Below are 25,601 nucleotides of genomic sequence, written 5' to 3' on the forward strand. Positions count from 1 at the left end.
CGAGAGACGCACCCGCTGCCGGCCGGTGGTGAAGCCGGCCGCGTTCTCCTGTGTCAGCCGGTGAAGCCGGCCACGTTCTCCTTCGTGACCACCTTCACCGGGACCTTGATCGTCTGCTGGACCTTCTTGCCCTGGATGGCCTTGAGGGCGTTCTCCACGGCGATCTTGCCGAGCTGGGTGGGCTGCTGGGCCACGGACGCGTACAGCGAGCCGCCCTTGACCGCGGTCAGGCCGTCCGGGGTGCCGTCGAAACCGACCACCCAGACCGACTTGCCGGCCTTGGAACCCAGCGCCTTGATAGCGCCGAGCGCCATCTCGTCGTTGGCGGCGATGACACCCTGGACGTCGGGGTGGGCCTGGAGCAGGTTCGACATCACGTCGAGGCCCTTGGTGCGGTCGAAGTCGGCGGGCTGCTGTGCCACGACGTGAATTCCAGGGTAGGCCTTGAGACCGTCGGAGAAGCCCTGAGCGCGCTCTCGGGCAGCCGAAGTGCCCGCTTGGCCCTGGAGGATGACGATCTTTCCGGAGCCGCCGAGCTTCACGGCGATGGTCTTCGCGGCCAGTTCGCCGCCCGCGATGTTGTCGGAGGCCACCAGGGCGTCCACGGACGCCTTGTTGACGCCCCGGTCGACGGCGATGACCGGGATCTTCGCCTTGTCGGCGGCCTTCACGGAGTTGCTCGCCGCGTCCGAGTCCACCGGGTTGACGATGATCGCGCCGAGGCTCGAACTGGTGAAGTTCTGCAGCTGGTTGGCCTGCTGGGAGGCGTCGTTCTGCGCGTCCGTGACAGTCAGGTCCACACCGAGCTTCTTCGCCTCGGCCTGGGCGCCGGCCCGGATCTGCACGAAGAAGGGGTTGTTGAGGGTGGACAGTGACAGACCCATCTTCGGGTTCGACGAGGAGGAGTCGTTGTGCAGGAAGGAGGTCGCGCCCACGATCGCCACGGTGACGACCGCCGCGAGCGCGTACGTCCCCGCCTGCTTGCCCCTGTTGCCGCCGGTGCCGGCCGCCACCGGGGTGGCCCCGGCCTTGCGGCGCAGTGTGTCGAGCAGCACCGCCAGCGCGATCACGACGCCGATGACGACCTGCTGCCAGAAGGCGGACACGTTCAGGAGGTTGAGGCCGTTGCGCAGCACCGCCAGGATCAGCGCGCCGATCAGCGTTCCGGACGCCTTGCCGGTGCCGCCCGCCAGGGAGGCGCCGCCGATGACGACCGCGGCGATCGCGTCCAGCTCGTAGCCGTCGGCGGCCTGCGGCTGTGCCGAGGACAGCCGGGACGCGAGCACGATGCCCGCGACGGCGGCGAAGACGCCGGACAGCGCGTAGATGGCGAGCTTCTGCTTCTTCACGCGCAGGCCGGACAGCCGCGCGGCTTCCTCGTTGCCGCCGATCGCGTACATGGAACGGCCGATGTACGTCCGCCCCAGCACGAACGCGGCGATCAGCCCCATCACGATCATGACCAGGACGGGCACCGGCAGCCAGCCGCCGAGCGTGTCGCCGAGGTGGGAGACCGAGTCCGGGAAGGGGATCGGCGAGCCGTCGGAGACGACCAGCGCGAGACCGCGCGCCACCGACAGCATGGCGAGCGTCGCGATGAACGGCGGCAGCTTCCCGTACGCGATCAGGAAGCCGTTGACCAGGCCCGCCGCGATGCCGGTCGCGACGGCCAGGATCACCGCGATGACGACCGGTACGCCGTGCTGGGTGGCGCTCCAGGCGAGCACGGTCGCGGAGAGGGCGGCGACCGAGCCGACCGAGAGGTCGATGCCGGCCGAGACGATGACGAAGGTGACGCCGAAGGCGAGGACGGCGGTCACGGCCGCCTGGACACCGACGTTGAGGAGGTTGTCGGTGGTCAGGAAGTCCCCGGACAGCGCCGACAGGGCGATGACGAGGACGATCAGCGCGGTGAGCGCGCCGTTGTCGAGCAGGAGGCGGCGCAGCCCGCTCGTGGCGCCACCGGCGCCTGTGGTGCTCTTGAGCGTGTCAGTGGCCACGGTCGGCCTCCGCTTCGGTAGTGACGTGGGAGATGTTGCTGACGGCGAGGGACATCACCGCGTCCTGCGTGGCCTCGTCGGCGGTCAGTTCGCCCGCGATCCGGCCCTGGGCCATCACCAGCACCCGGTCGCTCATGCCGAGCACCTCGGGCAGATCGCTGGAGATCATGAGGACGGCGGCGCCCGCGGCCGTGAGTTGGTTGATCAGCTGGTAGATCTCGACCTTCGCGCCCACGTCGATCCCGCGCGTGGGTTCGTCGAGGATCAGCACCTTGGTGTCGGCGAGCAGCCACTTGCCGATGACGACCTTCTGCTGGTTGCCGCCGGACAGGGTGCGCACCTGCTGGCCCAACCCGGCCATCCGCACGCCCAGTTGCCCGGCGATCCGCGCGGCGGCCGTGCGCTGGCCCTTGAGGTCGACGAGCCCCGCGTGCGTGGCGGCCCGCATGGTGACCAGGCCGAGGTTCTCCTCGACGGTCTGGTCGAGCACGAGCCCCTGCCCCTTGCGGTCCTCGGGCACGAGCCCGATGCCCGCGGTCATCGCCGCGTTGACGTCGTGCCGGCGGACCGGGTCCCCGGAGACCTTCACGGCCCCCTTGTCGTAAGGGTCCGCGCCGAACACGGCCCGCACCACCTCGGTACGCCCCGCGCCGACCAGCCCGGCGATGCCGACGACCTCGCCGGCCCGCACCTCGAAGCTGATGTCCTGGAAGACACCGTCCCGGGTCAGCCCCTCGACGGTGAGCAACGCGCCGCCCGCGTCGGGCCGTTCGCGCGGGTACTGCTGCTCGATGGAACGGCCCACCATGAGGCGTACGAGTTCGTCCTGGGCCGCGGTCGCGGGCACCTGGCCGACGGACCTGCCGTCGCGGATGACCGTGACCCGGTCGCCGAGCGCGGCGATCTCCTCCAGGTGATGGGTGATGAAGACGATCCCGACGCCGTCCTCGCGCAGCGAGCGCACGATGGCGAAGAGCTTCTCCACCTCCTCGGAGGTGAGCACCGCGGTCGGCTCGTCCATGATCAGCACGCGCGCGTTGAGGCTGAGCGCCTTGGCGATCTCGACCATCTGGAGGCGCGCGATACCGAGTTCACGCACACGCGCGCGTGGGGACACATTCACCCCGACGCGCTTCAGCAGCACCTCGGCGTCGGCCTCCATCCGCTTCCGGTCGATCATCCCGAGGCGGCGCGGCTGCCGGCCCAGGAAGATGTTCTCGGCGACCGTCAGATCGGGGACGAGGTTGAACTCCTGGTAGATGGTGGCGATGCCCAGCCGCTCGGCGTCCTGTGCCCCGCGGATGTGCACCTCCTCGCCGTCCACCAGGACCCGGCCCCCGTCGGGGTGGTAGGCGCCCGACAGCATCTTGATCAGCGTGCTCTTGCCGGCGCCGTTCTCGCCGAGCAGCACGTGCACCTCGCCCCGGCGCAGGTCGAAGTCGACGCCGTCGAGCGCCACCACGCCGGGGAAGGTCTTCCGAATGCCCTCGATGCGCAGCAACTCGTCCTTGATGCGCGGCAACTCGTCCTCGTTGCTCACGACTGGCTCCTGTTCCTTGCGGGGGCCGGCTCCGCTGAAGCCGGTGGCTCGCCGCACGAGCGGCGTACGACGAGACGTGCGGGGAGGGTGACGGACCGCGGGGTCCGGCCCTCTATGGAATCGATCAGCGCGCGTACGGCGGCCCGCCCCAACTCGCCCGTGGGCTGGGCGATCGCGGTGATCGGCGGATCGGTGTGCACGAACCAGGGGATGTCGTCGAACGCGGCGAGCGCGAGGTCCTCGGGGACCCGCAGCCCACGCGCGCGTACGGCGTCCAGCGCGCCGAGCGCCATCAGGTTGTCGGCCGCGAACACGACCTCGGGCGGCTCGGGCAGGTCGAGGAACCCCTCGGTGACCCGCCGCCCGCTCTCGGCCTGGAAGTCGCCCTGGCCGATGTAGGCGTCCGGCAGCGGGATCCCGTACTCGCCGAGGGCCTCCCGGAAAGCCTCGACGCGCTCGCTGCCGGTGGTCGTGGCCGCGGGGCCCGCGATGATCGCGAGCCGCCGGTGCCCGAGCCCGTGCAGATGCGCGACGAGATCCCGTATCGCGGTCCGCCCGTCCGCGCGGACGACCGGCACCTCGATCCCCGGGATCCACCGGTCGACGAAGACCACCGGCGTCCCCGCCCGGGCGGCGTCCACGATCAGCGGCGAACCGCCGTCGGTGGGGGAGACGAGCAGCCCGTCGATACGGCGGTCCAGCAGCGTCCGTACGTGGTGGTCCTGCAACTCGGGCCGCTCGTCCGCGTTCCCGATGATCACGCTGTACCCGAGCGCCCTGGCCGCCTCCTCGACGGAGCGGGCCAGTTCGGTGAAGTACGGGTTCATCACGTCGCTGATGACCAGGCCGAGGGTGTGGGTCTGGTCGGTGCGCAGGGAACGGGCGACGGCGTTCGGGCGGTAGCCCAGCGCCTCGACGGCGGCCAGCACGCGCGTGCGTGCGTCGGCGCTGACCGACGGATGGTCGTTCAGGACCCGCGACACCGTGGCGACGGAGACCCCCGCCTCGGCGGCGACGTCCTTGATGCTCGCCATCGCCGTTCCACCTCCTCGTGGAATCGATTACATCGACGTGCACCAAGGATTGGAATCGATTACACGACGGTTCACAAGACCCTGAGACCGGATCGTGATGTTCCGGACGGTGGCGGAGGGACTCAGCGGTGCCGGAGCGATTCAGTCGGCCGGACCGGCCGCCTCGGCGCGCTCCAGAGGGCGCCGGTAGCGCACGCCGGGCTTCCCGGCCACGAGCTCGTCACCCACCAGCGTGAACCCGTTCCGTTCGAGGACCGTCCTGGACCCCGTGTTCCCGACCGCGGTGCTCGCGATCAGCTCGCCGAGCCCGTACGGCCCGGCGGCGAGCCGGCACACCTGCGCCACCGCCTCGGTCGCGACCCCCCGGCCCGCCCAGCGCTCGCCGATCCGGTAGCCGAGATCGGCGCTGCCCTCCTCGACGTCCACGAGATTGACGCGCCCGATCAGCTCACCCCGCTCGTCGACCACCACGTGGAAGTGGCAGACGCCGGCGTCCTGTTCGGCGAGACGCGCGTCGAGGACGGTGGCGAACTCCAGGAAGAACGCGTCACCCCGATCCGAGATGTACCGCGCGAAGTAGGCGCGGTTGGCGCGCTCGAAGGCGAGCAGCGCGGGCGCGTGATCGGCCCGCAGGCGCTCCAGTCGTACCCCGTCGGTGAACATGAACGCGAGCCTAGGGATGCGCCTTTGGCGCCGCATCCCGATTGTCGGCGGCGGCTCGCGTGGGATCATCCGTCCATGAGCGGCGACCTGGAAGTGAGTGCTCTGGCGATCAACGTCACGATCCCGGAGGCGCTGCGCTGGACGGACACGCGGCGCGGTGAGGCCTTCACGCTGACCACGCTCAACATCCGGCTCCTCCCGGACGGCCGCCTCGCCGCGAAGGCCTACGGGCGGCCGGTCGCCGGCGGGCGGGGCGGATACGTCTCGTTCCGGGTACCCGACTCACCCGAACTGGCGGCCCTGGTCACCGAAGCCGCCGGCCGCGCGGGGGAGTTGTGGGCCGCGCACCGCGGTCTCGACTGAGCTCGTCCCGACCGGATCCGCACCTCCCCGCCCGCTGTCACACCCGGCCGGTACCGTCGGATCATGTCCAATCAGCCGGGGAGTCCTGCACAGGCGGGCGAGCGCCGACTCGCCACCCTCGAAGGCGTCCTGGAGCGGATCACGTACGCCAACGAGGAGAACGGCTACACGGTCGCGCGCGTCGACACCGGCCGCGGCGCCGGTGATCTGCTCACCGTCGTCGGCGCGCTCCTGGGCGCCCAGGTCGGCGAGTCCCTGCGGATGGAGGGGCGTTGGGGCTCCCATCCGCAGTACGGCAAGCAGTTCACCGTCGAGAACTACACGACGCTGCTGCCGGCCACCGTCCAGGGCATCCGGCGCTACCTCGGCTCCGGTCTGGTCAAGGGCATCGGCCCGGTCTTCGCCGACCGCATCACGCAGCACTTCGGCCTGGACACCCTGACGATCATCGAGGAGGAGCCCAAGCGGCTCATCGAGGTGCCAGGCCTCGGCCCCAAGCGCACCAAGAAGATCGCCGACGCCTGGGAGGAGCAGAAGGCGATCAAGGAGGTCATGCTCTTCCTCCAGACCGTCGAGGTCTCCACGTCGATCGCCGTGCGCATCTACAAGAAGTACGGCGACGCCTCGATCTCCGTCGTGAAGAACCAGCCCTACCGGCTCGCCTCCGACGTCTGGGGCATCGGCTTCCTCACCGCCGACAAGATCGCCCAGTCCGTCGGCATCCCGCACGACAGCCCGGAGCGCGTCAAGGCGGGCCTGCAGTACGCCCTGTCCCAGGCGACCGACCAGGGCAACTGCTACCTCCCCGAGGAGCGCCTGATCGCCGACGCGGTCAAGCTCCTCCAGGTCGACACGGGCCTGGTCATCGAGTGCCTCGCCGAGCTGGCCCTCCCGGACGAGGACTCCGGCGAGCCCGGTGTCGTACGGGAGAAGGTCCCCGCGCCCGACGGCGGCGCCGACCCCGTCACCGCCGTCTACCTGGTGCCCTTCCACCGGGCCGAACTGTCCCTCTCCGCCCAGCTGTTGCGCCTCCTGCGCACCGACCAGGACCGGATGCCCGCCTTTAGGGACGTGGCCTGGGACAAGGCGCTGACCTGGCTGAAGGGGCGTACGGGCACGGATCTCGCGCCCGAACAGGAGGCCGCCGTCAAGCTGGCGCTGACCGAGAAGGTCGCCGTGCTGACCGGCGGCCCGGGCTGCGGCAAGTCCTTCACCGTGCGCTCGATCGTGGAGCTGGCGCGGGCCAGGCGCGCCAAGGTCGTGCTCGCCGCGCCGACCGGCCGTGCCGCCAAGCGGCTGGCCGAGCTGACCGGCGCCGAGGCCTCCACCGTGCACCGCCTCCTCGAGCTGAAGCCCGGCGGCGACGCTGCCTACGACCGGGACCGCCCGCTGGACGCCGACCTGGTGGTGGTCGACGAGGCCTCGATGCTGGACCTGCTGCTCGCCAACAAGCTGGTCAAGGCGGTCCCGCCGGGCGCCCATCTGCTCTTCGTCGGGGACGTCGACCAGCTGCCCAGCGTCGGCGCCGGCGAGGTGCTGCGCGATCTGCTCGCCGACGGCGGCCCGATCCCCGCCGTGCGCCTCACCCGCGTGTTCCGCCAGGCCCAGCAGTCGGGCGTGGTGACCAACGCGCACCGGATCAACTCCGGGCAGCACCCGGTCACCGACGGCATGAAGGACTTCTTCCTCTTCGTCGAGGACGACACCGAGGAGGCCGGCCGGCTCACCGTGGACGTGGCGGCCCGTCGTATTCCGGCCAAGTTCGGGCTCGACCCGCGCCGGGACGTCCAGGTGCTCGCGCCGATGCACCGGGGACCGGCGGGGGCGGGCAACCTCAACGGACTGCTCCAGCAGGCGATCACCCCCGGCCGCCCCGACCTGCCCGAGAAGCGGTTCGGCGGCCGGGTCTTCCGCGTCGGCGACAAGGTCACCCAGATCCGCAACAATTACGAGAAGGGCAAGAACGGTGTCTTCAACGGCACCGTGGGCGTTGTCACCTCGCTCGACCCGGTCGACCAGCGCCTCACGGTGCTGACCGACGAGGACGAGGAGGTTCCGTACGAGTTCGACGAGCTGGACGAACTGGCGCACGCGTACGCGGTGACCATCCACCGCTCGCAGGGCAGCGAGTATCCGGCCGTGGTCATCCCGGTCACCACGGGCGCGTGGATGATGCTCCAGCGGAACCTGCTCTACACGGCGGTCACCCGGGCCAAGAAGCTGGTGGTACTGGTCGGTTCGCGCAAGGCGATCGGTCAGGCGGTACGCACGGTGTCGGCGGGCCGGCGCTGTACGGCACTCGATTTCCGGCTCATTTCAAAAAATGATCGATCAAATGAGTCATGAAGGTCACAGAGCACTTCCGGTCCGGGTATGAACCGGGCAGGATGAGAAAGTTGGCGGCACTCAGTGCCGCCGATAGGCCCGATGGTCGACCCCGAGTGCACTCACCTGAGCCAATTGGGGGATGGTAGAGACAGTCAGGGCAACCTCGAAGATGAGGCACTACGTCGGTGAGGGAAGACGTGAGCGACAACTCTGTAGTACTGCGGTACGGCGACGGCGAGTACACCTACCCGGTGATCAACAGCACCGTCGGCGACAAGGGCTTCGACATCGGGAAGCTCCGCGCCCAGACCGGTCTGGTGACGCTGGACAGCGGTTACGGGAACACCGCTGCCTATAAATCCGCCATCACCTACCTCGACGGCGAGGCGGGCATCCTCCGCTACCGCGGCTACCCGATCGAGCAGCTGGCCGAGCGTTCGACCTTCGTCGAGGTCGCCTACCTGCTGATCAACGGCGAGCTGCCGACGGTCGACGAGCTCTCCTCGTTCAAGAACGAGATCACGCAGCACACCCTGCTCCACGAGGACGTCAAGAACTTCTACAAGGGCTTCCCGCGCGACGCCCACCCGATGGCCATGCTGTCGTCGGTCGTCTCCGCGCTGTCCACCTTCTACCAGGACAGCCACAACCCCTTCGACGAGAAGCAGCGGAACCTCTCGACGATCCGGCTGCTCGCCAAGCTTCCGACGATCGCGGCCTACGCGTACAAGAAGTCGATCGGCCACCCGTTCGTCTACCCGCGCAACGACCTCGGCTACGTCGAGAACTTCCTGCGCATGACGTTCTCGGTGCCGGCCCAGGAGTACGACCTCGACCCGGTCGTCGTCGCCGCGCTCGACAAGCTGCTCATCCTGCACGCGGACCACGAGCAGAACTGTTCGACCTCCACGGTCCGTCTGGTCGGCTCCTCGCAGGCCAACATGTTCGCCTCCATCTCGGCCGGTATCAACGCGCTGTGGGGCCCGCTGCACGGCGGCGCCAACCAGTCCGTGCTGGAGATGCTGGAGGGCATCCAGGCCTCCGGCGGCGACGTCGACTCCTTCATCCGCAAGGTGAAGAACAAGGAGGACGGCGTCCGTCTGATGGGCTTCGGCCACCGGGTCTACAAGAACTTCGACCCGCGCGCCAAGATCATCAAGGCCGCCGCGCACGACGTCCTCTCGGCCCTCGGCAAGTCCGACGAGCTGCTGGACATCGCGCTCAAGCTGGAGGAGCACGCGCTCTCCGACGACTACTTCGTCTCGCGCAGTCTCTACCCGAACGTCGACTTCTACACCGGCCTGATCTACCGGGCCATGGGCTTCCCGACCGAGATGTTCACGGTCCTGTTCGCTCTTGGCCGGCTGCCGGGCTGGATCGCCCAGTGGCACGAGATGATCAAGGAGCCGGGCTCCCGCATCGGCCGCCCGCGCCAGATCTACACGGGCGTGGTGGAGCGGGACTTCGTCCCGGTCGAGGCCCGCTGACAGTTTCCGGTGGAGGGGGCGTCGTTCATCGGCGCCCCCTCACTCGTATCCCCGCCGGCACGCTCACCGGCGTAAGTGGACAGCAAAAAGCGGAAGGCGCCCTGCCGACGGTCCCCCCACGGGCCGGCGTACAGGGCGCCTTCCCATGTCCCGGTGCGGATTCCCCCCACGGGATCCGGCCGGGCGTCTGTGAAGAACAGCGCCTGAATCGCTGCGGTACTGCTTGAGCAAAACGCGTACTGCTTGAGCAAAACGAGCAGAACTCGTCGTACTACTGGGTGTGCGATCTGCCGGGACAGCGCACGCTCGGGAGGGCCGCTCAAAGCTTCCCGATGTACGTGCCCCGGCAACGCATCTCTGAGGAAGTCCCCCAAGACATCCTCAGATGCCAGTCAACGCCCCCCAAGACGCTGTCTGACATCGTCAACTTAGACCTTCGAACCCCTTCGATGGTTACGTTCACATCACTGTGATCTGCGTCTCTTGCAAATGTCCGTTAGATGCGCAAGAGCCCCGATACTGCGACCGGGACTCAAGCGTAAGGATGATGCGCGAGCCTTGTGAAGAGCTTATGTGAGGCTGGCCTCCGACTCTAGGGGGACTCTTACTTCGAATCCCCCTAACCGCCGGTAACCTTCCCGCAGTTCAGCGGAACGTCCGCAGGCGGAGGCTGTTGGTCACCACGAATACGGACGAAAAGGCCATAGCGGCCCCCGCGATCATCGGATTCAACAGACCGGCCGCGGCCAGGGGCAGTGCCGCCACGTTGTAGCCGAACGCCCACACCAGATTGCCCTTGATGGTGGACAGCGTCCTCCTGGACAGCCGGATCGCGTCCGCGGCCACCCGCAGGTCACCCCGGACCAGGGTCAGATCGCTCGCCTCGATCGCCGCGTCCGTGCCCGTGCCCATCGCCAGGCCCAGATCGGCCGTCGCGAGCGCCGCCGCATCGTTGACTCCGTCACCGACCATGGCCACGGTCCGGCCCTCGCCCTGAAGCTGCCGTACCGCGTCGACCTTGTCCTCGGGCAGCACCTCGGCGATCACCTGCTCGATGCCGACCTCCCGCGCCACCGCCTCGGCCACCGCCCGGTTGTCCCCGGTCAGCAGCACCGGCGTGAGCCCCAGCGCGCGCAACTCGCGCACAGCCTCGGCGCTGGTCTCCTTGACCGCGTCGGCGACGGCGAGGACACCGCGTGCCACCCCGTCCCAGCCGACCACCACGGCCGTACGGCCGCCCCGCTCGGCCGCGTCCTTGGCGCGGGCCAGCTCCGGCGGCAGATCCCCGGTGTACTCGGCGAGCCGGCCCACGGCCACCTCACGGCCCGCCACCCGCCCGCGTACGCCCCGACCGGGCACGTTCGTGAACTCCTCGACCTCCGGGAGCTCTCCGGCGCGCTCGGCGGCGCCCACGGCGATCGCCCGGGCGACCGGGTGCTCGGAGGCGTGCTCGACGGCGCCCGCGAGCCGCAGCAGCTCGCTCTCGTCGGTGCCGTCGGCGACGTGGACCTCCTGAAGGGTCATGCGGCCGGTGGTGACCGTTCCGGTCTTGTCCAGGACGACGGTGTCGACGCGGCGGGTGGACTCCAGGACCTCCGGGCCCTTGATGAGGATGCCGAGCTGCGCGCCACGCCCCGTGCCGACCAGCAGCGCGGTCGGCGTGGCCAGGCCCAGCGCGCACGGGCAGGCGATGATCAGTACCGCCACGGCCGCGGTGAACGCGGCCACCGTGTCGCCGGTGACGCCGAGCCACACTCCGAAGGTGCCGAGCGCGATCACGATGACGGCGGGCACGAACACCGCCGAGATCCGGTCGGCCAGGCGCTGCACCTCCGCCTTGCCGTTCTGCGCGTCCTCCACCAGCCTCGCCATCCGCGCGAGTTGGGTGTCGGAGCCGATCCGGGTGGCCTCGACGACCAGCCGCCCGCCGACGTTCACGGTCGCGCCGGTGACGGCCGAGCCGGCCTGCACGTCCACCGGCACCGACTCACCGGTCAGCATGGCCGCGTCCACGGCGGACGCGCCCTCCACGACGGTGCCGTCGGTGGCGATCTTCTCCCCGGGGCGTACGACGAAGCGGTCGCCGACGGCCAGTTGGGCGACCGGGATCCGGACCTCGCGCCCGCCCCGCAGCACGGACACGTCCTTGGCGCCCAGCTCCATCAGCGCCCTGAGCGCAGCGCCCGCCCGCCGCTTGGAGCGGGCCTCCAGATAGCGGCCCAGCAGGATGAACGCGACCACTCCCGCGGCCACTTCGAGGTAGATCGTCGAGGCGCCGTCCGCGCGGGAGACGGTGAGGCGGAACTCGTCGTGCATGCCGGTCATGCCCGCGTCGCCCCAGAACAGCGCCCACACCGACCAGCCGAACGCGGCCAGCGTGCCGACCGAGACGAGGGTGTCCATGGTGGCGGCGCCGTGCCGGGCGTTGGTGAACGCGGCCTTGTGGAAGGGCAGTCCGCCCCAGACGACCACGGGCGCGGCGAGGGTGAGCGCGAGCCACTGCCAGTTGTCGAACTGCAGGGCCGGGATCATCGACAGCAGGATCACGGGGACCGCGAGCAGGGCGGAGACGGTGAACCGCTCGCGGTAGGCGGCGAGTTCGGGATCCTCGGCGGCCGTTTCCCCCGGTGCCGAGGCGGGCGGCTGCGGCGGGGGCGGTTCCTCGGCCGAGTACCCGGTCCTCACCACGGTCGCGATCAGGTCGGCGACCTGGATGCCCGCCGGGTAGCTGACCTTCGCCTTCTCCGTCGCGTAGTTCACCGTGGCGGTCACGCCGTCCATGCGGTTGAGCTTCTTCTCGACGCGGGCCGCGCAGGAGGCGCAGGTCATCCCGCCGATGAGCAGCTCGACCTCGGCCGCTTCAGAGGCGGCTATGGGTGTCTCTGCGGTGGTACTGGTCATGTCCGGACTCCAGACATCGGACCAGGCCGTGCGGAGCCAGTATCAGCTGGTCGGCACGGCCCGGTCGGAGAGCAGAACTGTGGTGCCGACGCCGGTTCAGATCTGGCCGGCGAGCTCGAAGCCGGCCTCGTCGACCGCCGCGCGCACGGCCGCCTCGTCGAGCGGGCGCTCGGAGACGACGGTGACCTCACCGGTCGAGGCGACGGCCTTCACCGAGGTCACGCCGGGGAGTTCGGAGATCTCGCCGGAGACGGAGCCCTCGCAGTGTCCGCAGCTCATCCCGGTCACCTTGTAGACGGTGGTGACGGTTCCCGGGGTGTCGGTGTGGGCGGTCATGTCGTTCTCCTCATCGAGGCGTGTGGGGTCGAGGAGGCCCGTGGGGGCCCATCGACACTCACACTATACCCCTAGGGGGTATTTCTCCAAGAGGGATCACGGCGGGCCAGCGACCGCGCCCAGGAGATGGCGAGCAGCGACACCAGCACCATCCCGCCCACCGAGAACAACGTGAAAAGGTGCTCCTGCTGCTCGGTCGGCCGCGGAATGTACCCCTGGGCGAAGAGCTGCTTCTCCACTCCGGTGCCCGCGAGCCGGGCCACCAGCCAGATCGCGATGCCGTGCGTCGAGTCCCACAGGGCGTGCAGCAGGGAGACACCGAGGTACGCGCCGAACACCGGGCCGATGAACTGGAAGCGCCCGTTCGGGCGACGGTAGGAGAGCAGGACACCGCCCGCGATCGCCGTCCACAGACCGTGCCCGAAGGGTGCGAGCACCCCGCGCAGGATCTCGGTCTCCAGCAGGGCGCGCAGATCGATGCCCTGGGTGGAGACGGCCGCGTTGAAGGCGTACCCGGCGCTCTCCAGGGCCGCGAAGCCGAAGCCGACGGTCGCGCCGAGCACGAGCCCCGACCGCATCCCGCGGATCCGCACCTGCCGGCGCAGCACGAACATCAGCGCGCCCAGCTTCACCGCCTCCTCGATCAGCCCGACGCCGACGAACATCCAGAACGAGGGGTGCAGCAGGTAGTACTCCATCACCGACGCGCCCAGCACACCGAGCGTGCCGCCGGTCAGGAAGCAGCCGAGGATCACGCTGACGCCCAGGTCACGGCCGTGCCGCTCGTACGCCCACAGCACGAAGGTGACCGGCACCAGGAAGCTGCCGAGCAGGATCAGGGTCGGCAGCAGCGTCGTGTTCCTCGTCGCGTACGTGACCAGCGCGGTCAGCACCCACAGCGCGAGCCCGCCGCCCAGGCACCGCTTCCACAGTCCCGTCCGGATCTGCGGGTACGTCGGCGGTGGTTGCTGCGGTCCGGGGATGCGGGCCCGGGAGGCGTCGGGCGGCGGCGAGTGGGTCACGGCGGGTCCCCTCTGGCGATGGGCTCGGCACAGGTCGGCGGCGTACGGGCGTTTTGTCCGCACTTTAGGTAGCCGCGCGCCGTGCCGCAGTCCGGGAATCCGCCCCTGAACAGGTCCGGTGAGGTGTCCGCACCGCCGCAGGCGTACGGGATCGGCCGGGGCTGCCGGTCGCGCTCGACCTCTCCGGGAGGTTCCGCCGGTCGTCGCGTCCGGTCCGGACGCGCTGGGCTGGGCGGGCTACGAGCGGGCCGTCGCCGTCCTGTCGGAGGGGCGGCCGAGACGGTCGCCGACCAGGGGTTCCAGATAGCGGGTCAGGACGTTCTTGATCTCCTGGATGTAGGCGTCCCGCTCGGCTCCCGTGTGCGAGAGGACCAGTTCGAGACCCGCCTTGTACGTGCCGAGGCAGACCTGCGCGGTGCGGGTGACGTCGGCGGCGGGCGCCTCGGGCAGGAGGCTCGCGATCAGGGCCTCCACCCGGCCCAGCAGCGCGGCGTGCAGCGCTTCGTGCTCCGCGTCGAGCGTGCCCGGGACGTCCGGGCCGTGCAGGAGCGAGAAGAACACGGGGTGATCGCAGTTGAAGGCGATGAACCGGTCGACGGCGCCGCCCACGATCTCCTCCAGCGTGTCCTCGGGATCGACCGGGGCGAGCGCCTCGCCGTACATCTCCCGCATCTCGTGCATGAGCCGCCGGCTCAGCTCGATCGCGATCGCTTCCTTGTTCGGGAAGAACTGGTAGAGCGTGCCCGGGGAGACGCCGGCCTCGCGGGCGATGGCGTTGGTGCTGGCGGCCGTGTAGCCGGTGGTGGAGAAGACGGTGGTGGCGGCTTCGAGGAGCTGGGCGATACGGCGCTCACCGCGGGCCTGGCGACGGCGCGGCTGGTCGGTCGGCGAGGTGTCGGGCATGCGTTGTCCCCAAGTCTCCGAACGCCATTGACAAACACGAGCGGTCGCTCGCATTCTGGAGAAACGCGAGCGATCTCTCGTGTTTGCCAGTCTATGGCTTCCACGGGTTTTCCACGGTGAAGGGGACACCGCACGATGACCGAAGTCAACAAGCCGCCGAACGAGCCGCCGAGGCTCGGTGGCTGGACCCGCTTCGTTACCGCCCGGCCACGGCTGTCGCTGCTGGTGGCCCTGGTGATCACCGCCCTCGCCGTCGTGGCGGGCAGCGGGGTCGCCGACCGCCTGGGCAGCGGCGGCTGGGAGGACCCGGACGCCCAGTCCACGTACGCGACCAAGGCCCTGGAGCGCGAGTTCCCGGACTCCCAGCCCAACTTCCTGCTCCTGCTCGACTCGGGCAGCGCCTCCGTCGACGCCCCCGCGGTCGCCGCCGAGGCCAAGAGCCTCACCGCCCGCCTGGCCGCCGAGCCGGGCGTGACCGGCGTCGGCTCCTACTGGCAGGCCGATGCCGCGACGGCACCTTCCCTGCGTGCGAAGGACGGCCACGAGGCGCTGATCGCCGCCCGCATCACCGGCGACGAGGGCACGATGAGCGACACCCTCGACCGCATAGCGCCCCACTTCAGGGGGACGCACGGCCCGGTGGAGGTGAAGGTCGGCGGCATCGTCGCGGTCCGGCACGAGATGCAGACGATCATCAAGGAGGACCTGGCCCGCGCCGAGCTGATCGCCCTGCCGGTGACGCTCGTCCTGCTGGTGATGGTCTTCGGCAGCGCCGTCGCCGCCCTGCTCCCGCTCGGCATCGGCATCGTCGCGATCCTCGGTACGAACGCGGTACTGCGCGGACTCACCGAGCTCACCGACGTGTCCGTCTTCGCTATCAACCTCACCACGGCCCTGGGCCTCGGCCTCGCGGTCGACTACGCGCTCTTCATCGTCCGCCGTTTCAGAGAGGAACTGTCCGGCGGCGCCGAGCCGTTGCAGGCCGTCGGCACCACCCTGCGCACGGCCGGCCGGACGGTCCTCTTCTCGGCCCTCACGGTCGCGGTCTCCCTGGCGGCGATGCTGGTCTTCCCGCAGTACTTCCTGCGCTCCTTCGCCTACGCCGGCATCGCGGTGGTCCTGCTGGCCGCGGCGGCCGCCCTGATCCTGCTCCCGGCGGCCCTGATCCTGCTGGGCCACCGGGTCGACGCCCTGGATCTGCGCCGCCTGTTCCGCCGGCGCCGGTCCGGGCCCGCTGCCACCGAGGCCGCCTCAGCGTCCGCTCCGGCCGGTTCCGGTTCCGGCTCCGGCTCCGGCGAGAAGGGCAGGGCCTGGGCGCGTCTGGCGACCCTCGTCATGCGCCGGGCCCCCTTCTTCGCGCTGGCCACGACGGCCGTGCTGGTCCTGCTCGGACTGCCGTTCCTGAGTGTCAAGTTCGGCACCGCGGACGACCGCCAGCTGCCCTCGACCTCCGAGTCGCACGTCGTCCAGCAGCACATCCGGGACGGCTTCCCGGGCAGCCCCGGCGGCGGCCTCGAAGTCCTCGCCGAGGGCAGGGCGACCCCGGCGCAGTACACCGCGTACAAGGACCGGGTGGCCGCGCTGCCCGAGGTGGTGCGCGTCGACGGACCGCTGGTGAAGGGCGACTCCGCGTACTTCACCGTGACGCCGAAGGGCGAGGCCGTCGGCGACGACGCACAGCGCCTGGTCGGCGACCTGCGCGCCACGGACGCCCCCTTCGACACCAAGGTGACCGGCACCGCGGCCGTGCTGGTCGACTCCAAGCACGCGATAGCGGAGCGCCTGCCCTGGGCGGCCGGCTTCATCGCGGTGGTCACCCTGTTCCTGGTCTTCCTGCTCACCGGCAGCGTGCTGATACCGATCCAGGCGGTGGTGCTCAACGCCCTCAGTCTGTCGGCCATGTTCGGCGCGGTGGTCTGGGTCTTCCAGGACGGCCACCTCTCCGGACTGCTCGGCTTCACCAGCACCGGCTCCATCGAGACGACCCTGCCGGTCCTGATGTTCTGCGTGGCCTTCGGCCTCTCCATGGATTACGGCGTCTTCCTGCTCTCCCGCATCAAGGAGGAGTACGACAGAACGGGCGACCACAACGAGGCGGTACGGCACGGACTCCAGCGCACGGGCGGCCTGATCACGGCGGCGGCGGTCATCCTGGCGGTCGTCATGGTCGCCATCGGCACCTCCCGAGTGACCAACACCAAGATGCTGGGCCTGGGCATCGCCCTCGCCGTCCTGATGGACGCGATGATCGTGCGCAGCCTGCTGGTCCCGGCGGTGATGAGACTGACGGGGAAGGCGACCTGGTGGGCACCGGCTCCGTTGCGGCGCTTCCATCAGCGGTTCGGCTTGAGCGAGGGTGGTGGTGAGCACCCCTTCAGGGGCGCGGGGCTGTATCGATCTGCGGCTCCGCCGCGGGGCGCGACCAGCCACGACGAGCCCGCAGACCGCGACGGCGACAGGAGCCCAGATGAGAGCGGTGGTATTCGAGCACTTCGGTGAGCCCGCAGAGATACGCGAGCTTCCCGACCCTCGACCGGCCGCCCACGGAGTCATCGTGCGGGTCGAAGCAACCGGCCTCTGCCGAAGCGACTGGCACGGCTGGCAGGGCCACGACCCGGACATCACCCTCCCTCACGTGCCGGGCCACGAACTCGCCGGCGTGATCGAGGAGACCGGCGCCGGGGTGCACGACTGGCACCCCGGCGACCGGGTCACCGTCCCCTTCGTGTGCGCCTGCGGAACCTGCGCGGCATGCACGGCCGGCGACCAGCAGGTCTGCGAACGGCAGACACAACCCGGCTTCACACACTGGGGTTCGTTCGCCGAGTACGTAGCCCTTGACCACGCCGACGTGAACCTGGTCGCCGTACCCGACGGGTTGTCGTTCGCCACCGCGGCAGCGCTCGGCTGCCGGTTCGCCACGGCGTTCCGGGCGGTGGTGCAGCAGGGCAGGGTCGCGGCGGGGGAGTGGGTCGCCGTGCACGGGTGCGGGGGCGTGGGCCTGTCCGCGGTGATGATCGCGGCGGCCGCGGGGGCGCGGGTCGTGGCCGTGGACGTGTCGCCGGGGGCGTTGGACCTGGCGCGGAAGTTCGGCGCGGCGGAGTGCGTGGACGCCGGACGCACCGTCGATCCGGCCGCCGCGATCCGCGAACTGACCGGCGGGGGAGCCCACCTGTCCCTCGACGCCCTGGGCTCACCGGTCACCTGCGCCGCCTCGGTGAACGGTCTGCGGCGGCGCGGCCGGCACATCCAGGTCGGCCTGCTCCCGTCGGCCGACGGCACGACCCCCGTCCCCATGGCCCGCGCGATCGCCCTGGAGCTGGAACTCCTCGGCAGCCACGGCATGGCCGCGCACACCTACCCGCCGATGCTGGAGCTGGTCCGTGCCGGCGCCCTGCGCCCCGACCTCCTGGTGACGTCGACGATCACGCTGGACGCCACTCCGGACGCGTTGGCCGCGATGGGGACGGCGCCGGGAGCGGGCGTGACGGTCATCGAGCCGTGGAGCCGCGGGCGTTGAGGCCGTTGAGACCGCTGCCGGGGTGGTCGTCGAGGCCATGGGTGGAGCTGCTCTCGACGCGATGGCGCGCGGTCCACTCCCGGTCGAGGAGGCCCATGAGGATCGCGTCGACCCACTCGCCGTCCCGCAGCGAGGCCTCCCGACGCACACCTTCGACGACGAAGCCGACCTTTTCGTAGACGCGCAGGGCCCGGTGGTTGGTGCCGTAGACCTCCAACTCGATGCGGTGCAGGCCCAGTTGTTCGAAGCCGTGGCCGACGATGAGCCGGGTGGCCTCGGTGCCGATGCCCCGGCCGCGCCCCCGGGGTCCGATCAGCGTGCGGAACGTACAACTGCGCGCCGCCGGATCCCACTCGTACAGGACGACCTCGCCGAGGAGTTCGCCGGTGGTGGGGTCGGTGACGGCGAGATCCAGCCGGTCGGGGGCGTCGGCCCGGGAGCCGTACCAGGAGCGCAGGCGTTCCGGGGTGAGGTCGGTGGAGGGCTCGAAGGTGAACCGGACGACCTCCGGATCCTGGACGATCTCCCGGATGCCGACCGCGTCGGCCGCGGTGAAGGGCCGCAGCACGGTCCTTTCGCCGGTCAGCACGGGTTTGACGGAGAAGTCGGTCACGGGGAAGTCGCTCACGGGGACGACTGTGCCCCACCGGCCAGGTGGGGCACAGCTCATTTTCCCGGCCGTCTCCTCCTCGGCTCAGTCCTCTCTGCGGCCGCGGTTGCCGGGCCGGGAGGCGACCCAGGTGCGGACCGTGTCGGCGTACCAGTAGGGCTTGCCGCCCTCGACATGGTCGGGCGGGGGCAGCAGACCGTGCTTGCGGTAGGACCGCACGGTGTCCGGCTGCACCTTGATGTGTGCGGCGATCTCCTTGTACGACCACAGCCGTCGGTCGGTCATGAAACGCACCTCCCTGCGCGCACCGCGGGGGCGGCCGGGAACGGCCGTCGGGGGAGCCGGGCGCTGCGCTGGCGATCACAAAGCCTGTGCCCGCTCAACGACGCAGAGTGATGACTGGGCAGTGCCTGTGCGCGGGGTGTGACGCAGAACCCGCGTACACGCGACATGTGTGACACGGAGGGGGCGTTTGTGACACGAGTGCAGCAAAGGCGCACGCGGGCTCGCGGGCGCGGCGCATTGACACGGGTGTCCGTCCCCCTGTCCGTACTTCTATTTCCGGCCGAACGGCAAGCGCTGTCGATGACTCGTCCGAATGTCCGGACAAAACATTGACAGGGCTCCGGCTCCGGGGCTACAAACCGGAGGAGAGCCGTGACGAAGGGAAGCCGATGGCGTACGACCTGATCACTATGGGACGGATCGGTGTCGATCTGTATCCGCTGCAGACCGGCGTTCCGCTCCCGCAGGTGACCACTTTCGGCAAGTTCCTCGGCGGTTCGGCGACGAACGTCGCGGTCGCCGCCGCCCGGCTCGGCCGGCACACCGCGGTGATCACCCGCACCGGCGACGACCCCTTCGGCGTCTACCTGCACGAGGCCCTCCAGGGCTTCGGCGTCGACGACCGCTGGGTGACCCCGGTCCCCGGCCTGCCCACCCCGGTCACCTTCTGCGAGGTCTTCCCGCCGGACGACTTCCCGCTGTACTTCTACCGGCAGCCCAAGGCCCCCGACCTGGAGATCGACGCCCACGAACTCGACCTCGACGCCATCCGCGACGCCCGCATCTTCTGGGTCACCGGCACCGGCCTGAGCGAGGAGCCGAGCCGTACGGCGACGCTGGCGGCGCTCGCCCACCGGGCCAAGGCGGGTACGACGGTCTTCGACCTCGACTGGCGCCCCATGTTCTGGAGGGACCCGGACTCTGCCCGCCCCTTCTACGAGGAGGCCCTGCGCCACACCACCGTCGCGGTCGGCAACCTCGACGAGGTGGAGGTCGCCACCGGAGTGCGTGAACCGCGGGCGGCCGCGCAGGCGTTGCTGGACGCGGGTGTCGAACTGGCGGTCGTCAAGCAGGGCCCCAAGGGCGTCCTCGCCGTCAACAGCAAGGGCGAGTCGGCCGAGGTGCCACCCCTCCCGGTGACCGTCCTGAACGGACTCGGCGCCGGTGACGCGTTCGGCGGCACCCTCTGCCACGGCCTGCTGGAGGGCTGGGACCTGGAGACAATCATGCGGCACGCCAACGCGGCCGGCGCGATCGTCGCCTCCCGCCTGGAATGCTCCTCGGCGATGCCGACCACCGACGAGATCGACGCCGCCCTCAAGGCCGGAGCGGTGCTGTGAGGGCGGGCCGCGTCCGCGGGGGCGACGACGGGTTCGACGACGAGACCGCGGGCACGGGGTGCCTCGGCATGACCGCGGGGCCGGCGCGCACCACCGCGTCCCCGCAGGTCGACGTCGCCGAACTCGTCCGGCTGCGCGCCCACCGCCCCGAGGCCGTCGCGGAGGCCGCCGCCCGCCGGGTCCGCCGCCCGCTGCTGGGTGACTCCGGCCGGCTGATGATCGTCGCCGCCGACCACCCGGCCCGCGGCGCGCTCGGCGTCGGCGACCGCAAGTTCGCCATGGCCAACCGCGCCGACCTGCTGGAACGCCTCTGCCTGGCGCTCTCCCGCCCCGGCGTCGACGGCGTCCTCGCGACCGCCGACATCCTGGACGACCTGCTGCTGCTCGGCGCCCTGGACGACAAGATCGTCATGGGCTCGATGAACCGCGGCGGTCTCCAGGGCGCCAGCTTCGAACTCGACGACCGCTTCACCGGCCACCGCGCCGAGGACATCGAGCGGCTCGGCTTCGACGCGGGCAAGCTGCTCCTGCGCATCGACTACGACGACCCGGGCTCGCTCACCACCCTGGAGTCCACCGCCCGCGCGATCGACGACATGGCCGCGCGCCGACTCCCGCTGTTCGTCGAGCCGTTCATCAGTCGCCGCACGGAGGACGGCAAGCTGAAGAACGATCTGTCCGCCGAGGCCGTCATCAAGTCCATCGCCATCTCCTCGGGCCTGGGCGGCACTTCGGCCTACACCTGGCTCAAGCTCCCGGTCACCGAGAACCCCGACGACATGGCCGAGGTCATGGAGACGTCGACGCTGCCCGCCGTGCTGCTCGGCGGCGAGGTCGGCGACGATCAGGACGGCGCGTACGAGAAGTGGCGCGGCGCCCTCCAACTGCCCACCGTGCGAGGCCTGGTGGTGGGCCGTTCGCTGCTGTATCCGGCGGACGGCGATGTGGCCGCCGCCGTGGACACCGCCGTAGGACTGCTGTGAGGGCCGTATGACCGGCAACAGGCTGTACATTCCGCGCGGCTCCACCGCCGACGCCAACTATGTGTTCGACGTCGACCCCAAGCGGGCCGGCTGGGAGTACAGCGGGCTGCGGATCGTCGAGTTGGGCGCGGGGGGCACGCACACCTTCACCACCGGCGACAGTGAGTGGATCGTGCTTCCGCTGCAGGGCGGATGTACGGTGCAAATGGGTACCGATGTGTTTCAACTCCTGGGCAGGGAAAGCGTGTTCGCGTCCGTCACGGACTTCGCGTACGTACCCCGGGACGCCCAGGTCCAGATCGCCTCCGGCGCGGGAGGCCGCTTCGCCCTGGCAGGAGCGAAGTGCGAGCGACGACTCCCCGCCCGCTACGGCCCCGCGCCGGAGGTCCCCGTCGAAGAGCGTGGCAGCGGCACGCAGGTGCGGCACGTCCGCAACTTCGCCTCAGCCGACGCCTTCGAGTGCGACAAGCTGATCGCCGTCGAGGTGATCACACCCGGCGGCAACTGGTCCTCGTATCCGCCGCACAAGCACGACGAGCACCGGCCCGGTGTGGAAGCCGAGTTGGAGGAGATCTACTGGTTCGAGATCGACGGCCCGAACGGTTTCGGCTATCAGCGCGTATCTCCCTCCCGTGAGGGCGGATCCGACGTCCTCGCGGAGGTCCGCTCCGGCGACGCCGTCCTCGTCCCCGATGGATGGCACGGTCCGTCCATCGCCCAGCCCGGTCACGACATGTACTACCTGAATGTCATGGCGGGGCCGGGTGAGACGCGGGAGTGGCGGATCTGCTTCCACCCCGAGCACACGGAGGGTTACCGATGACCTCGACGACGAGGCTCACGGTCGCGCAGGCGCTGGTGCGGTTCCTGGCCGCCCAGTTCACCGAGCGGGACGGCACCCGGCAGCGGCTGATCGGCGCGACCTGGGGCATCTTCGGCCACGGCAACGTGGCAGGGATCGGCCAGGCACTCGTCGAGTACGCGGACGAGATGCCGTACCACCAGGGCCGCAACGAACAGGCCATGGTGCACGCGGCCGTCGGTTACGCGCGTCAGTCGGGCCGCCTCTCCACCCACGCCGTGACGACCTCCATCGGCCCGGGCGCCACCAACCTGGTCACCGGCGCCGCCCTCGCCACGATCAACCACCTCCCGGTCCTGCTGCTGCCCGGCGACGTCTTCGCAGGCCGCCCCGCCGACCCGGTGCTCCAGCAGCTCGAAGTCCCGTACGCGGGCGATGTGTCGGTCAACGACAGCCTGCGCCCGGTGTCCCGGTACTTCGACCGGATCAACCGCCCCGAGCAGCTGATCCCGGCCGCCCTCCAGGCGATGCGCGTACTGACCGACCCGGTGGAGACGGGAGCGGTAACTCTGGCTCTCCCGCAGGACGTTCAGGCCGAGGCCCACGACTGGCCGGACGAGTTCTTCGCCGAACGCACCTGGGCGGTACGCCGTCCGGGCGCCGACCCGGCCGAACTCGCCGAAGCCGTACGGCAGATCAGGTCCGCCCGCCGCCCGCTCGTCGTCGCCGGCGGGGGAGTGCACCACAGCCGCGCCGAGGACATCCTCGCCGAGTTCGCGGCGGCCACCCGCATACCGGTCGCCTCCACGCAGGCCGGCAAGGGCTCCCTGCGCTGGGACCACCCGCAGGACGTCGGCGGCATCGGCCACACCGGCACGGCGACCGCCGACGAACTCGCCCGCACCGCCGACCTGGTGATCGGCGTCGGCACCCGCTACACCGACTTCACCACCGGCTCCGGCACCCTCTTCGCGGGCGACGGCGTCCGCTTCCTCAACCTCAACATCGCGCCCCACGACGGCCACAAGCTCGCCGGCACCCCGCTGATCGCGGACGCCCGCTCCGGCCTGACCGAACTCACCCAGGCCCTCGCCCTGCACGAGCACCGCGTCGCCGACTCCTACGCCGCCGAGTACACCGAGGACAAGGAGCGCTGGGAGCAGCGGATCGACGCCTGCTACGAGGCCGAGGAGCCGGACATACGGCCCACCCAGCCGCAGGTCGTCGGTGCGCTGGACGCCCTCGTCGACGAGACGGACGTGATCATCAACGCGGCCGGCTCGCTCCCCGGCGACCTGCACAAGATGTGGCGCACCCGTTCACGGGACCAGTACCACCTGGAGTACGGCTACTCCTGCATGGGCTACGAGATCCCGGCCGCGATCGGCGTCAAGCTGGCCGCCCCCGACCGCAACGTCTGGGCGCTGGTCGGCGACGGCACGTACCTGATGATGCCGACCGAGATCGTGACCGCCGTACAGGAGGGCATCGCGATCAAGCTGCTCCTGATCCAGAACCACGGGTACGCGTCCATCGGCGGCCTGTCGGAGTCGGTGGGCGCCGAGCGCTTCGGCACCGCCTACCGCTACCCGGCGGACGACGGCACCTTCACCGGCCCCCCGCTGCCCGTCGACCTCGCCGCCAACGTGGCCAGCCTGGGCATGCGCGTCCTGCGCGCCAAGACCGTGGCGGACCTGCGCACGGCACTCGCCGAGGCCCGGGCCGCCGACACTCCCACATGTGTCTACGTCGAGACGCAAACCGCAGACACAGTGTCGGGCGCGCCTCCGGCGCAGGCCTGGTGGGATGTTCCTGTGGCCGAGACCGCGACGCGCGCGTCCGCGGTCAAGGCACGTGAGCTGTACGAACGGCACGTCTCCACCCGACGCCGCCATCTGTGAAGGAGCATCTGGGCATGACGAAGATCGTCAACCACTGGATCGGCGGCAAGACCGTCGAAGGCGCGTCGGGCACCTACGGGCCGGTGACCGACCCGGCGACCGGCGCGGTCACCACGAACGTCGCGTTCGCGTCGGTCGAGGAGGTGGACGCGGCGGTGGCCGCGGCCAAGGACGCGTACGCGACCTGGGGCACCTCCTCGCTCGCCAAGCGCACCACGATCCTCTTCCGCTTCCGCGCGCTGCTCGAGGCCAACCGGGACGCGATCGCCGAGCTGATCACCGCCGAACACGGCAAGGTCCACTCCGACGCGCTGGGCGAGGTCGCACGCGGCCTGGAGATCGTCGACCTGGCGTGCGGGATCACCGTGCAGCTGAAGGGCGAGCTGTCGACGGAGGTCGCCAGCCGCGTCGACGTCTCCTCGATCCGCCAGCCGCTGGGCGTCGTGGCCGGCATCACGCCCTTCAACTTCCCTGCCATGGTCCCGATGTGGATGTTCCCGATCGCCATCGCGACGGGCAACACCTTCGTCCTCAAGCCGAGCGAGAAGGACCCGTCGGCGTCGATCAAGATCGCCGAACTCCTCGCCGAGGCGGGCCTGCCCGACGGCGTCTTCAACGTCGTCCACGGAGACAAGGTGGCCGTCGACCGCCTCCTGGAGCACCCGGACGTCAAGGCCGTCTCCTTCGTCGGCTCGACGCCGATCGCCCGCTACATCCACACCACGGCCGCCGCCAACCACAAGCGCGTGCAGGCCCTGGGCGGCGCCAAGAACCACATGCTGGTCCTCCCGGACGCCGACCTGGACGCGGCGGCGGACGCGGCGGTGTCGGCGGCCTACGGCTCGGCGGGCGAGCGCTGCATGGCCATCTCGGCCGTGGTCGCGGTCGGTTCGATCGGCGACGAACTCGTCGACAAGATCCGCGAACGCGCCGAGAAGATCAAGATCGGCCCCGGCAACGACCCCACCAGCGAGATGGGCCCCCTGATCACGAAGGTCCACCGCGACAAGGTGGCGTCGTACGTGACGGGCGCGGCGGCGGAAGGCGCCGAAGTGGTCCTGGACGGCACCGGCTACACCGTCGAGGGCTTCGAGGACGGCCACTGGATCGGCATCTCCCTCCTCGACAAGGTGCCGACCACCGCGAAGGCCTACCAGGACGAGATCTTCGGCCCGGTCCTGTGCGTGCTGCGCGTGGAGACGTACGACGAGGGCGTGGCGCTGATCAACAGCTCGCCGTTCGGCAACGGCACCGCGATCTTCACCCGGGACGGCGGCGCGGCCCGCCGCTTCCAGCTGGAGATCGAGGCCGGCATGGTCGGCGTCAACGTGCCCATCCCGGTCCCCGTCGGCTACCACAGCTTCGGCGGCTGGAAGGACTCCCTCTTCGGCGACCACCACATCTACGGCAACGACGGCACGCACTTCTACACCCGAGGCAAGGTCGTCACCACCCGCTGGCCCGACCCCGCCGACGCCCCCACCGGCGTCGACCTGGGCTTCCCGCGCAACCACTGACGGATTTTTTCCGCCCGCGCCCTGCGATTCCAGTAGGGCGCGGAAGCGCAGCGGCAACAGCCAGTT

At 70.3% G+C, this 25,601-nt stretch carries 20 protein-coding genes; 10 read left to right on the forward strand and 10 right to left on the reverse strand.

All coding sequences use genetic code 11. The features are described from left to right. Positions 1 to 53: 53 nt before the first annotated feature. The 4 genes from ACWD5F_RS29065 to ACWD5F_RS29080 form a co-directional block, all read right to left on the reverse strand. The gene (locus ACWD5F_RS29065; RefSeq protein WP_451258705.1) at positions 54 to 2,000 is read right to left on the reverse strand and encodes an ABC transporter permease/substrate-binding protein; all 1,947 of its coding nucleotides are present in this window, start codon (positions 1,998 to 2,000) and stop codon (positions 54 to 56) included. Then, complete coding sequence (locus ACWD5F_RS29070) at positions 1,990 to 3,540, reverse strand: sugar ABC transporter ATP-binding protein (RefSeq protein ID WP_451258707.1); 1,551 nt, start codon at positions 3,538 to 3,540, stop codon at positions 1,990 to 1,992. The genes ACWD5F_RS29065 and ACWD5F_RS29070 overlap by 11 nt, the downstream gene beginning before the upstream one ends. Continuing rightward, positions 3,537 to 4,574: a LacI family DNA-binding transcriptional regulator gene (locus tag ACWD5F_RS29075; RefSeq protein ID WP_451258709.1), complete on the reverse strand. Its 1,038-nt coding sequence runs from the start codon at positions 4,572 to 4,574 to the stop codon at positions 3,537 to 3,539. Before ACWD5F_RS29075 ends, ACWD5F_RS29070 begins: the two co-directional genes overlap by 4 nt. A gap of 141 nt (positions 4,575 to 4,715) precedes the next feature. Next, positions 4,716 to 5,237 (reverse strand): GNAT family N-acetyltransferase, encoded by a 522-nt coding sequence (locus ACWD5F_RS29080; protein WP_451258711.1) that lies wholly within the window; start codon positions 5,235 to 5,237, stop codon positions 4,716 to 4,718. A gap of 75 nt (positions 5,238 to 5,312) precedes the next feature. Here ACWD5F_RS29080 and ACWD5F_RS29085 point away from each other — a divergent pair, with 75 nt between their 5' ends. The 3 genes from ACWD5F_RS29085 (at position 5,313) to ACWD5F_RS29095 (ending at position 9,415) form a co-directional block, all read left to right on the forward strand. After that, on the forward strand, positions 5,313 to 5,600 hold the full coding sequence (locus ACWD5F_RS29085; RefSeq protein ID WP_451258713.1) for a hypothetical protein: 288 nt from the start codon (positions 5,313 to 5,315) through the stop codon (positions 5,598 to 5,600). A gap of 63 nt (positions 5,601 to 5,663) precedes the next feature. Continuing rightward, positions 5,664 to 7,946 carry an SF1B family DNA helicase RecD2 gene (gene recD2 / locus ACWD5F_RS29090; protein WP_451258715.1) on the forward strand — a complete coding sequence of 761 codons (2,283 nt, stop codon included), beginning with the start codon at positions 5,664 to 5,666 and terminating at the stop codon, positions 7,944 to 7,946. A 179-nt stretch (positions 7,947 to 8,125) separates the two neighbouring features. Beyond that, complete coding sequence (locus ACWD5F_RS29095; RefSeq protein ID WP_401721415.1) at positions 8,126 to 9,415, forward strand: citrate synthase; 1,290 nt, start codon at positions 8,126 to 8,128, stop codon at positions 9,413 to 9,415. 645 nt (positions 9,416 to 10,060) lie between these two features. On the opposite strand, the gene ACWD5F_RS29100 is transcribed toward ACWD5F_RS29095, so the two are convergent. The 4 genes from ACWD5F_RS29100 to ACWD5F_RS29115 all read right to left on the reverse strand — a co-directional run bounded on the left by ACWD5F_RS29100 (position 10,061) and on the right by ACWD5F_RS29115 (position 14,577). Then, positions 10,061 to 12,316, reverse strand: coding sequence for a heavy metal translocating P-type ATPase (locus tag ACWD5F_RS29100; protein WP_451258717.1), 2,256 nt, complete (start codon positions 12,314 to 12,316; stop codon positions 10,061 to 10,063). A 96-nt stretch (positions 12,317 to 12,412) separates the two neighbouring features. After that, positions 12,413 to 12,652: a heavy-metal-associated domain-containing protein gene (locus ACWD5F_RS29105; protein WP_451258719.1), complete on the reverse strand. Its 240-nt coding sequence runs from the start codon at positions 12,650 to 12,652 to the stop codon at positions 12,413 to 12,415. Positions 12,653 to 12,723: 71 nt separating this feature from the next. Continuing rightward, positions 12,724 to 13,674 (reverse strand): PrsW family intramembrane metalloprotease, encoded by a 951-nt coding sequence (locus ACWD5F_RS29110; protein ID WP_451258721.1) that lies wholly within the window; start codon positions 13,672 to 13,674, stop codon positions 12,724 to 12,726. Between the two features lie 237 nt (positions 13,675 to 13,911). Next, positions 13,912 to 14,577: a TetR/AcrR family transcriptional regulator gene (locus ACWD5F_RS29115; protein ID WP_451258723.1), complete on the reverse strand. Its 666-nt coding sequence runs from the start codon at positions 14,575 to 14,577 to the stop codon at positions 13,912 to 13,914. A gap of 135 nt (positions 14,578 to 14,712) precedes the next feature. Between ACWD5F_RS29115 and ACWD5F_RS29120 the strand changes: the two genes are divergently transcribed. Further along, positions 14,713 to 17,076, forward strand: coding sequence for an MMPL family transporter (locus ACWD5F_RS29120; protein ID WP_451258725.1), 2,364 nt, complete (start codon positions 14,713 to 14,715; stop codon positions 17,074 to 17,076). After that, the gene (locus ACWD5F_RS29125; protein WP_451258727.1) at positions 17,045 to 18,097 is read left to right on the forward strand and encodes a zinc-dependent alcohol dehydrogenase family protein; all 1,053 of its coding nucleotides are present in this window, start codon (positions 17,045 to 17,047) and stop codon (positions 18,095 to 18,097) included. Before ACWD5F_RS29120 ends, ACWD5F_RS29125 begins: the two co-directional genes overlap by 32 nt. Here ACWD5F_RS29125 and ACWD5F_RS29130 read toward each other — a convergent pair. Next, positions 18,069 to 18,710, reverse strand: coding sequence for a GNAT family N-acetyltransferase (locus tag ACWD5F_RS29130; protein WP_451258926.1), 642 nt, complete (start codon positions 18,708 to 18,710; stop codon positions 18,069 to 18,071). The genes ACWD5F_RS29125 and ACWD5F_RS29130 overlap by 29 nt on opposite strands. An 81-nt stretch (positions 18,711 to 18,791) precedes the next feature. Continuing rightward, entirely contained in the window at positions 18,792 to 18,992 is a 201-nt protein-coding gene (locus ACWD5F_RS29135) for a helix-turn-helix transcriptional regulator (RefSeq protein ID WP_124000110.1), read from the reverse strand. 389 nt (positions 18,993 to 19,381) lie between these two features. Between ACWD5F_RS29135 and iolC the strand changes: the two genes are divergently transcribed. The 5 genes from iolC to mmsA all read left to right on the forward strand — a co-directional run bounded on the left by iolC (position 19,382) and on the right by mmsA (position 25,535). Further along, entirely contained in the window at positions 19,382 to 20,332 is a 951-nt protein-coding gene (gene iolC / locus ACWD5F_RS29140; protein ID WP_451258729.1) for a 5-dehydro-2-deoxygluconokinase, read from the forward strand. Positions 20,333 to 20,400: 68 nt separating this feature from the next. After that, positions 20,401 to 21,315, forward strand: a complete 915-nt coding sequence (locus tag ACWD5F_RS29145) for a Cgl0159 family (beta/alpha)8-fold protein (RefSeq protein ID WP_451258928.1) — start codon at positions 20,401 to 20,403, stop codon at positions 21,313 to 21,315. A 7-nt stretch (positions 21,316 to 21,322) separates the two neighbouring features. Continuing rightward, complete coding sequence (iolB, locus tag ACWD5F_RS29150) at positions 21,323 to 22,138, forward strand: 5-deoxy-glucuronate isomerase (protein WP_451258731.1); 816 nt, start codon at positions 21,323 to 21,325, stop codon at positions 22,136 to 22,138. Then, positions 22,135 to 24,018, forward strand: a complete 1,884-nt coding sequence (gene iolD, locus ACWD5F_RS29155) for a 3D-(3,5/4)-trihydroxycyclohexane-1,2-dione acylhydrolase (decyclizing) (RefSeq protein ID WP_451258733.1) — start codon at positions 22,135 to 22,137, stop codon at positions 24,016 to 24,018. The genes iolB and iolD overlap by 4 nt, the downstream gene beginning before the upstream one ends. A 14-nt stretch (positions 24,019 to 24,032) precedes the next feature. Continuing rightward, positions 24,033 to 25,535: a CoA-acylating methylmalonate-semialdehyde dehydrogenase gene (mmsA, locus tag ACWD5F_RS29160; RefSeq protein ID WP_451258735.1), complete on the forward strand. Its 1,503-nt coding sequence runs from the start codon at positions 24,033 to 24,035 to the stop codon at positions 25,533 to 25,535. Positions 25,536 to 25,601 lie beyond the last annotated feature (66 nt).

The organism is Streptomyces sp. NPDC002499, from assembly GCF_053595415.1.

Bases quoted from the DNA above. Each gene is read 5' to 3' on its own strand.
- ACWD5F_RS29075 (WP_451258709.1), bottom strand. From the start codon at position 4,574: ATGGCGAGCATCAAGGACGTCGCCGCCGAGGCGGGGGTCTCCGTCGCC.
- ACWD5F_RS29080 (WP_451258711.1), bottom strand. From the start codon at position 5,237: ATGTTCACCGACGGGGTACGACTGGAGCGCCTGCGGGCCGATCACGCG.
- ACWD5F_RS29085 (WP_451258713.1), top strand. From the start codon at position 5,313: ATGAGCGGCGACCTGGAAGTGAGTGCTCTGGCGATCAACGTCACGATC.
- recD2 (WP_451258715.1), top strand. From the start codon at position 5,664: ATGTCCAATCAGCCGGGGAGTCCTGCACAGGCGGGCGAGCGCCGACTC.
- ACWD5F_RS29100 (WP_451258717.1), bottom strand. From the start codon at position 12,316: ATGACCAGTACCACCGCAGAGACACCCATAGCCGCCTCTGAAGCGGCC.
- ACWD5F_RS29105 (WP_451258719.1), bottom strand. From the start codon at position 12,652: ATGACCGCCCACACCGACACCCCGGGAACCGTCACCACCGTCTACAAG.
- ACWD5F_RS29115 (WP_451258723.1), bottom strand. From the start codon at position 14,577: ATGCCCGACACCTCGCCGACCGACCAGCCGCGCCGTCGCCAGGCCCGC.
- ACWD5F_RS29120 (WP_451258725.1), top strand. From the start codon at position 14,713: ATGACCGAAGTCAACAAGCCGCCGAACGAGCCGCCGAGGCTCGGTGGC.
- ACWD5F_RS29125 (WP_451258727.1), top strand. From the start codon at position 17,045: ATGAGAGCGGTGGTATTCGAGCACTTCGGTGAGCCCGCAGAGATACGC.
- ACWD5F_RS29135 (WP_124000110.1), bottom strand. From the start codon at position 18,992: ATGACCGACCGACGGCTGTGGTCGTACAAGGAGATCGCCGCACACATC.
- iolC (WP_451258729.1), top strand. From the start codon at position 19,382: ATGGCGTACGACCTGATCACTATGGGACGGATCGGTGTCGATCTGTAT.
- ACWD5F_RS29145 (WP_451258928.1), top strand. From the start codon at position 20,401: ATGACCGCGGGGCCGGCGCGCACCACCGCGTCCCCGCAGGTCGACGTC.
- iolB (WP_451258731.1), top strand. From the start codon at position 21,323: ATGACCGGCAACAGGCTGTACATTCCGCGCGGCTCCACCGCCGACGCC.
- iolD (WP_451258733.1), top strand. From the start codon at position 22,135: ATGACCTCGACGACGAGGCTCACGGTCGCGCAGGCGCTGGTGCGGTTC.
- mmsA (WP_451258735.1), top strand. From the start codon at position 24,033: ATGACGAAGATCGTCAACCACTGGATCGGCGGCAAGACCGTCGAAGGC.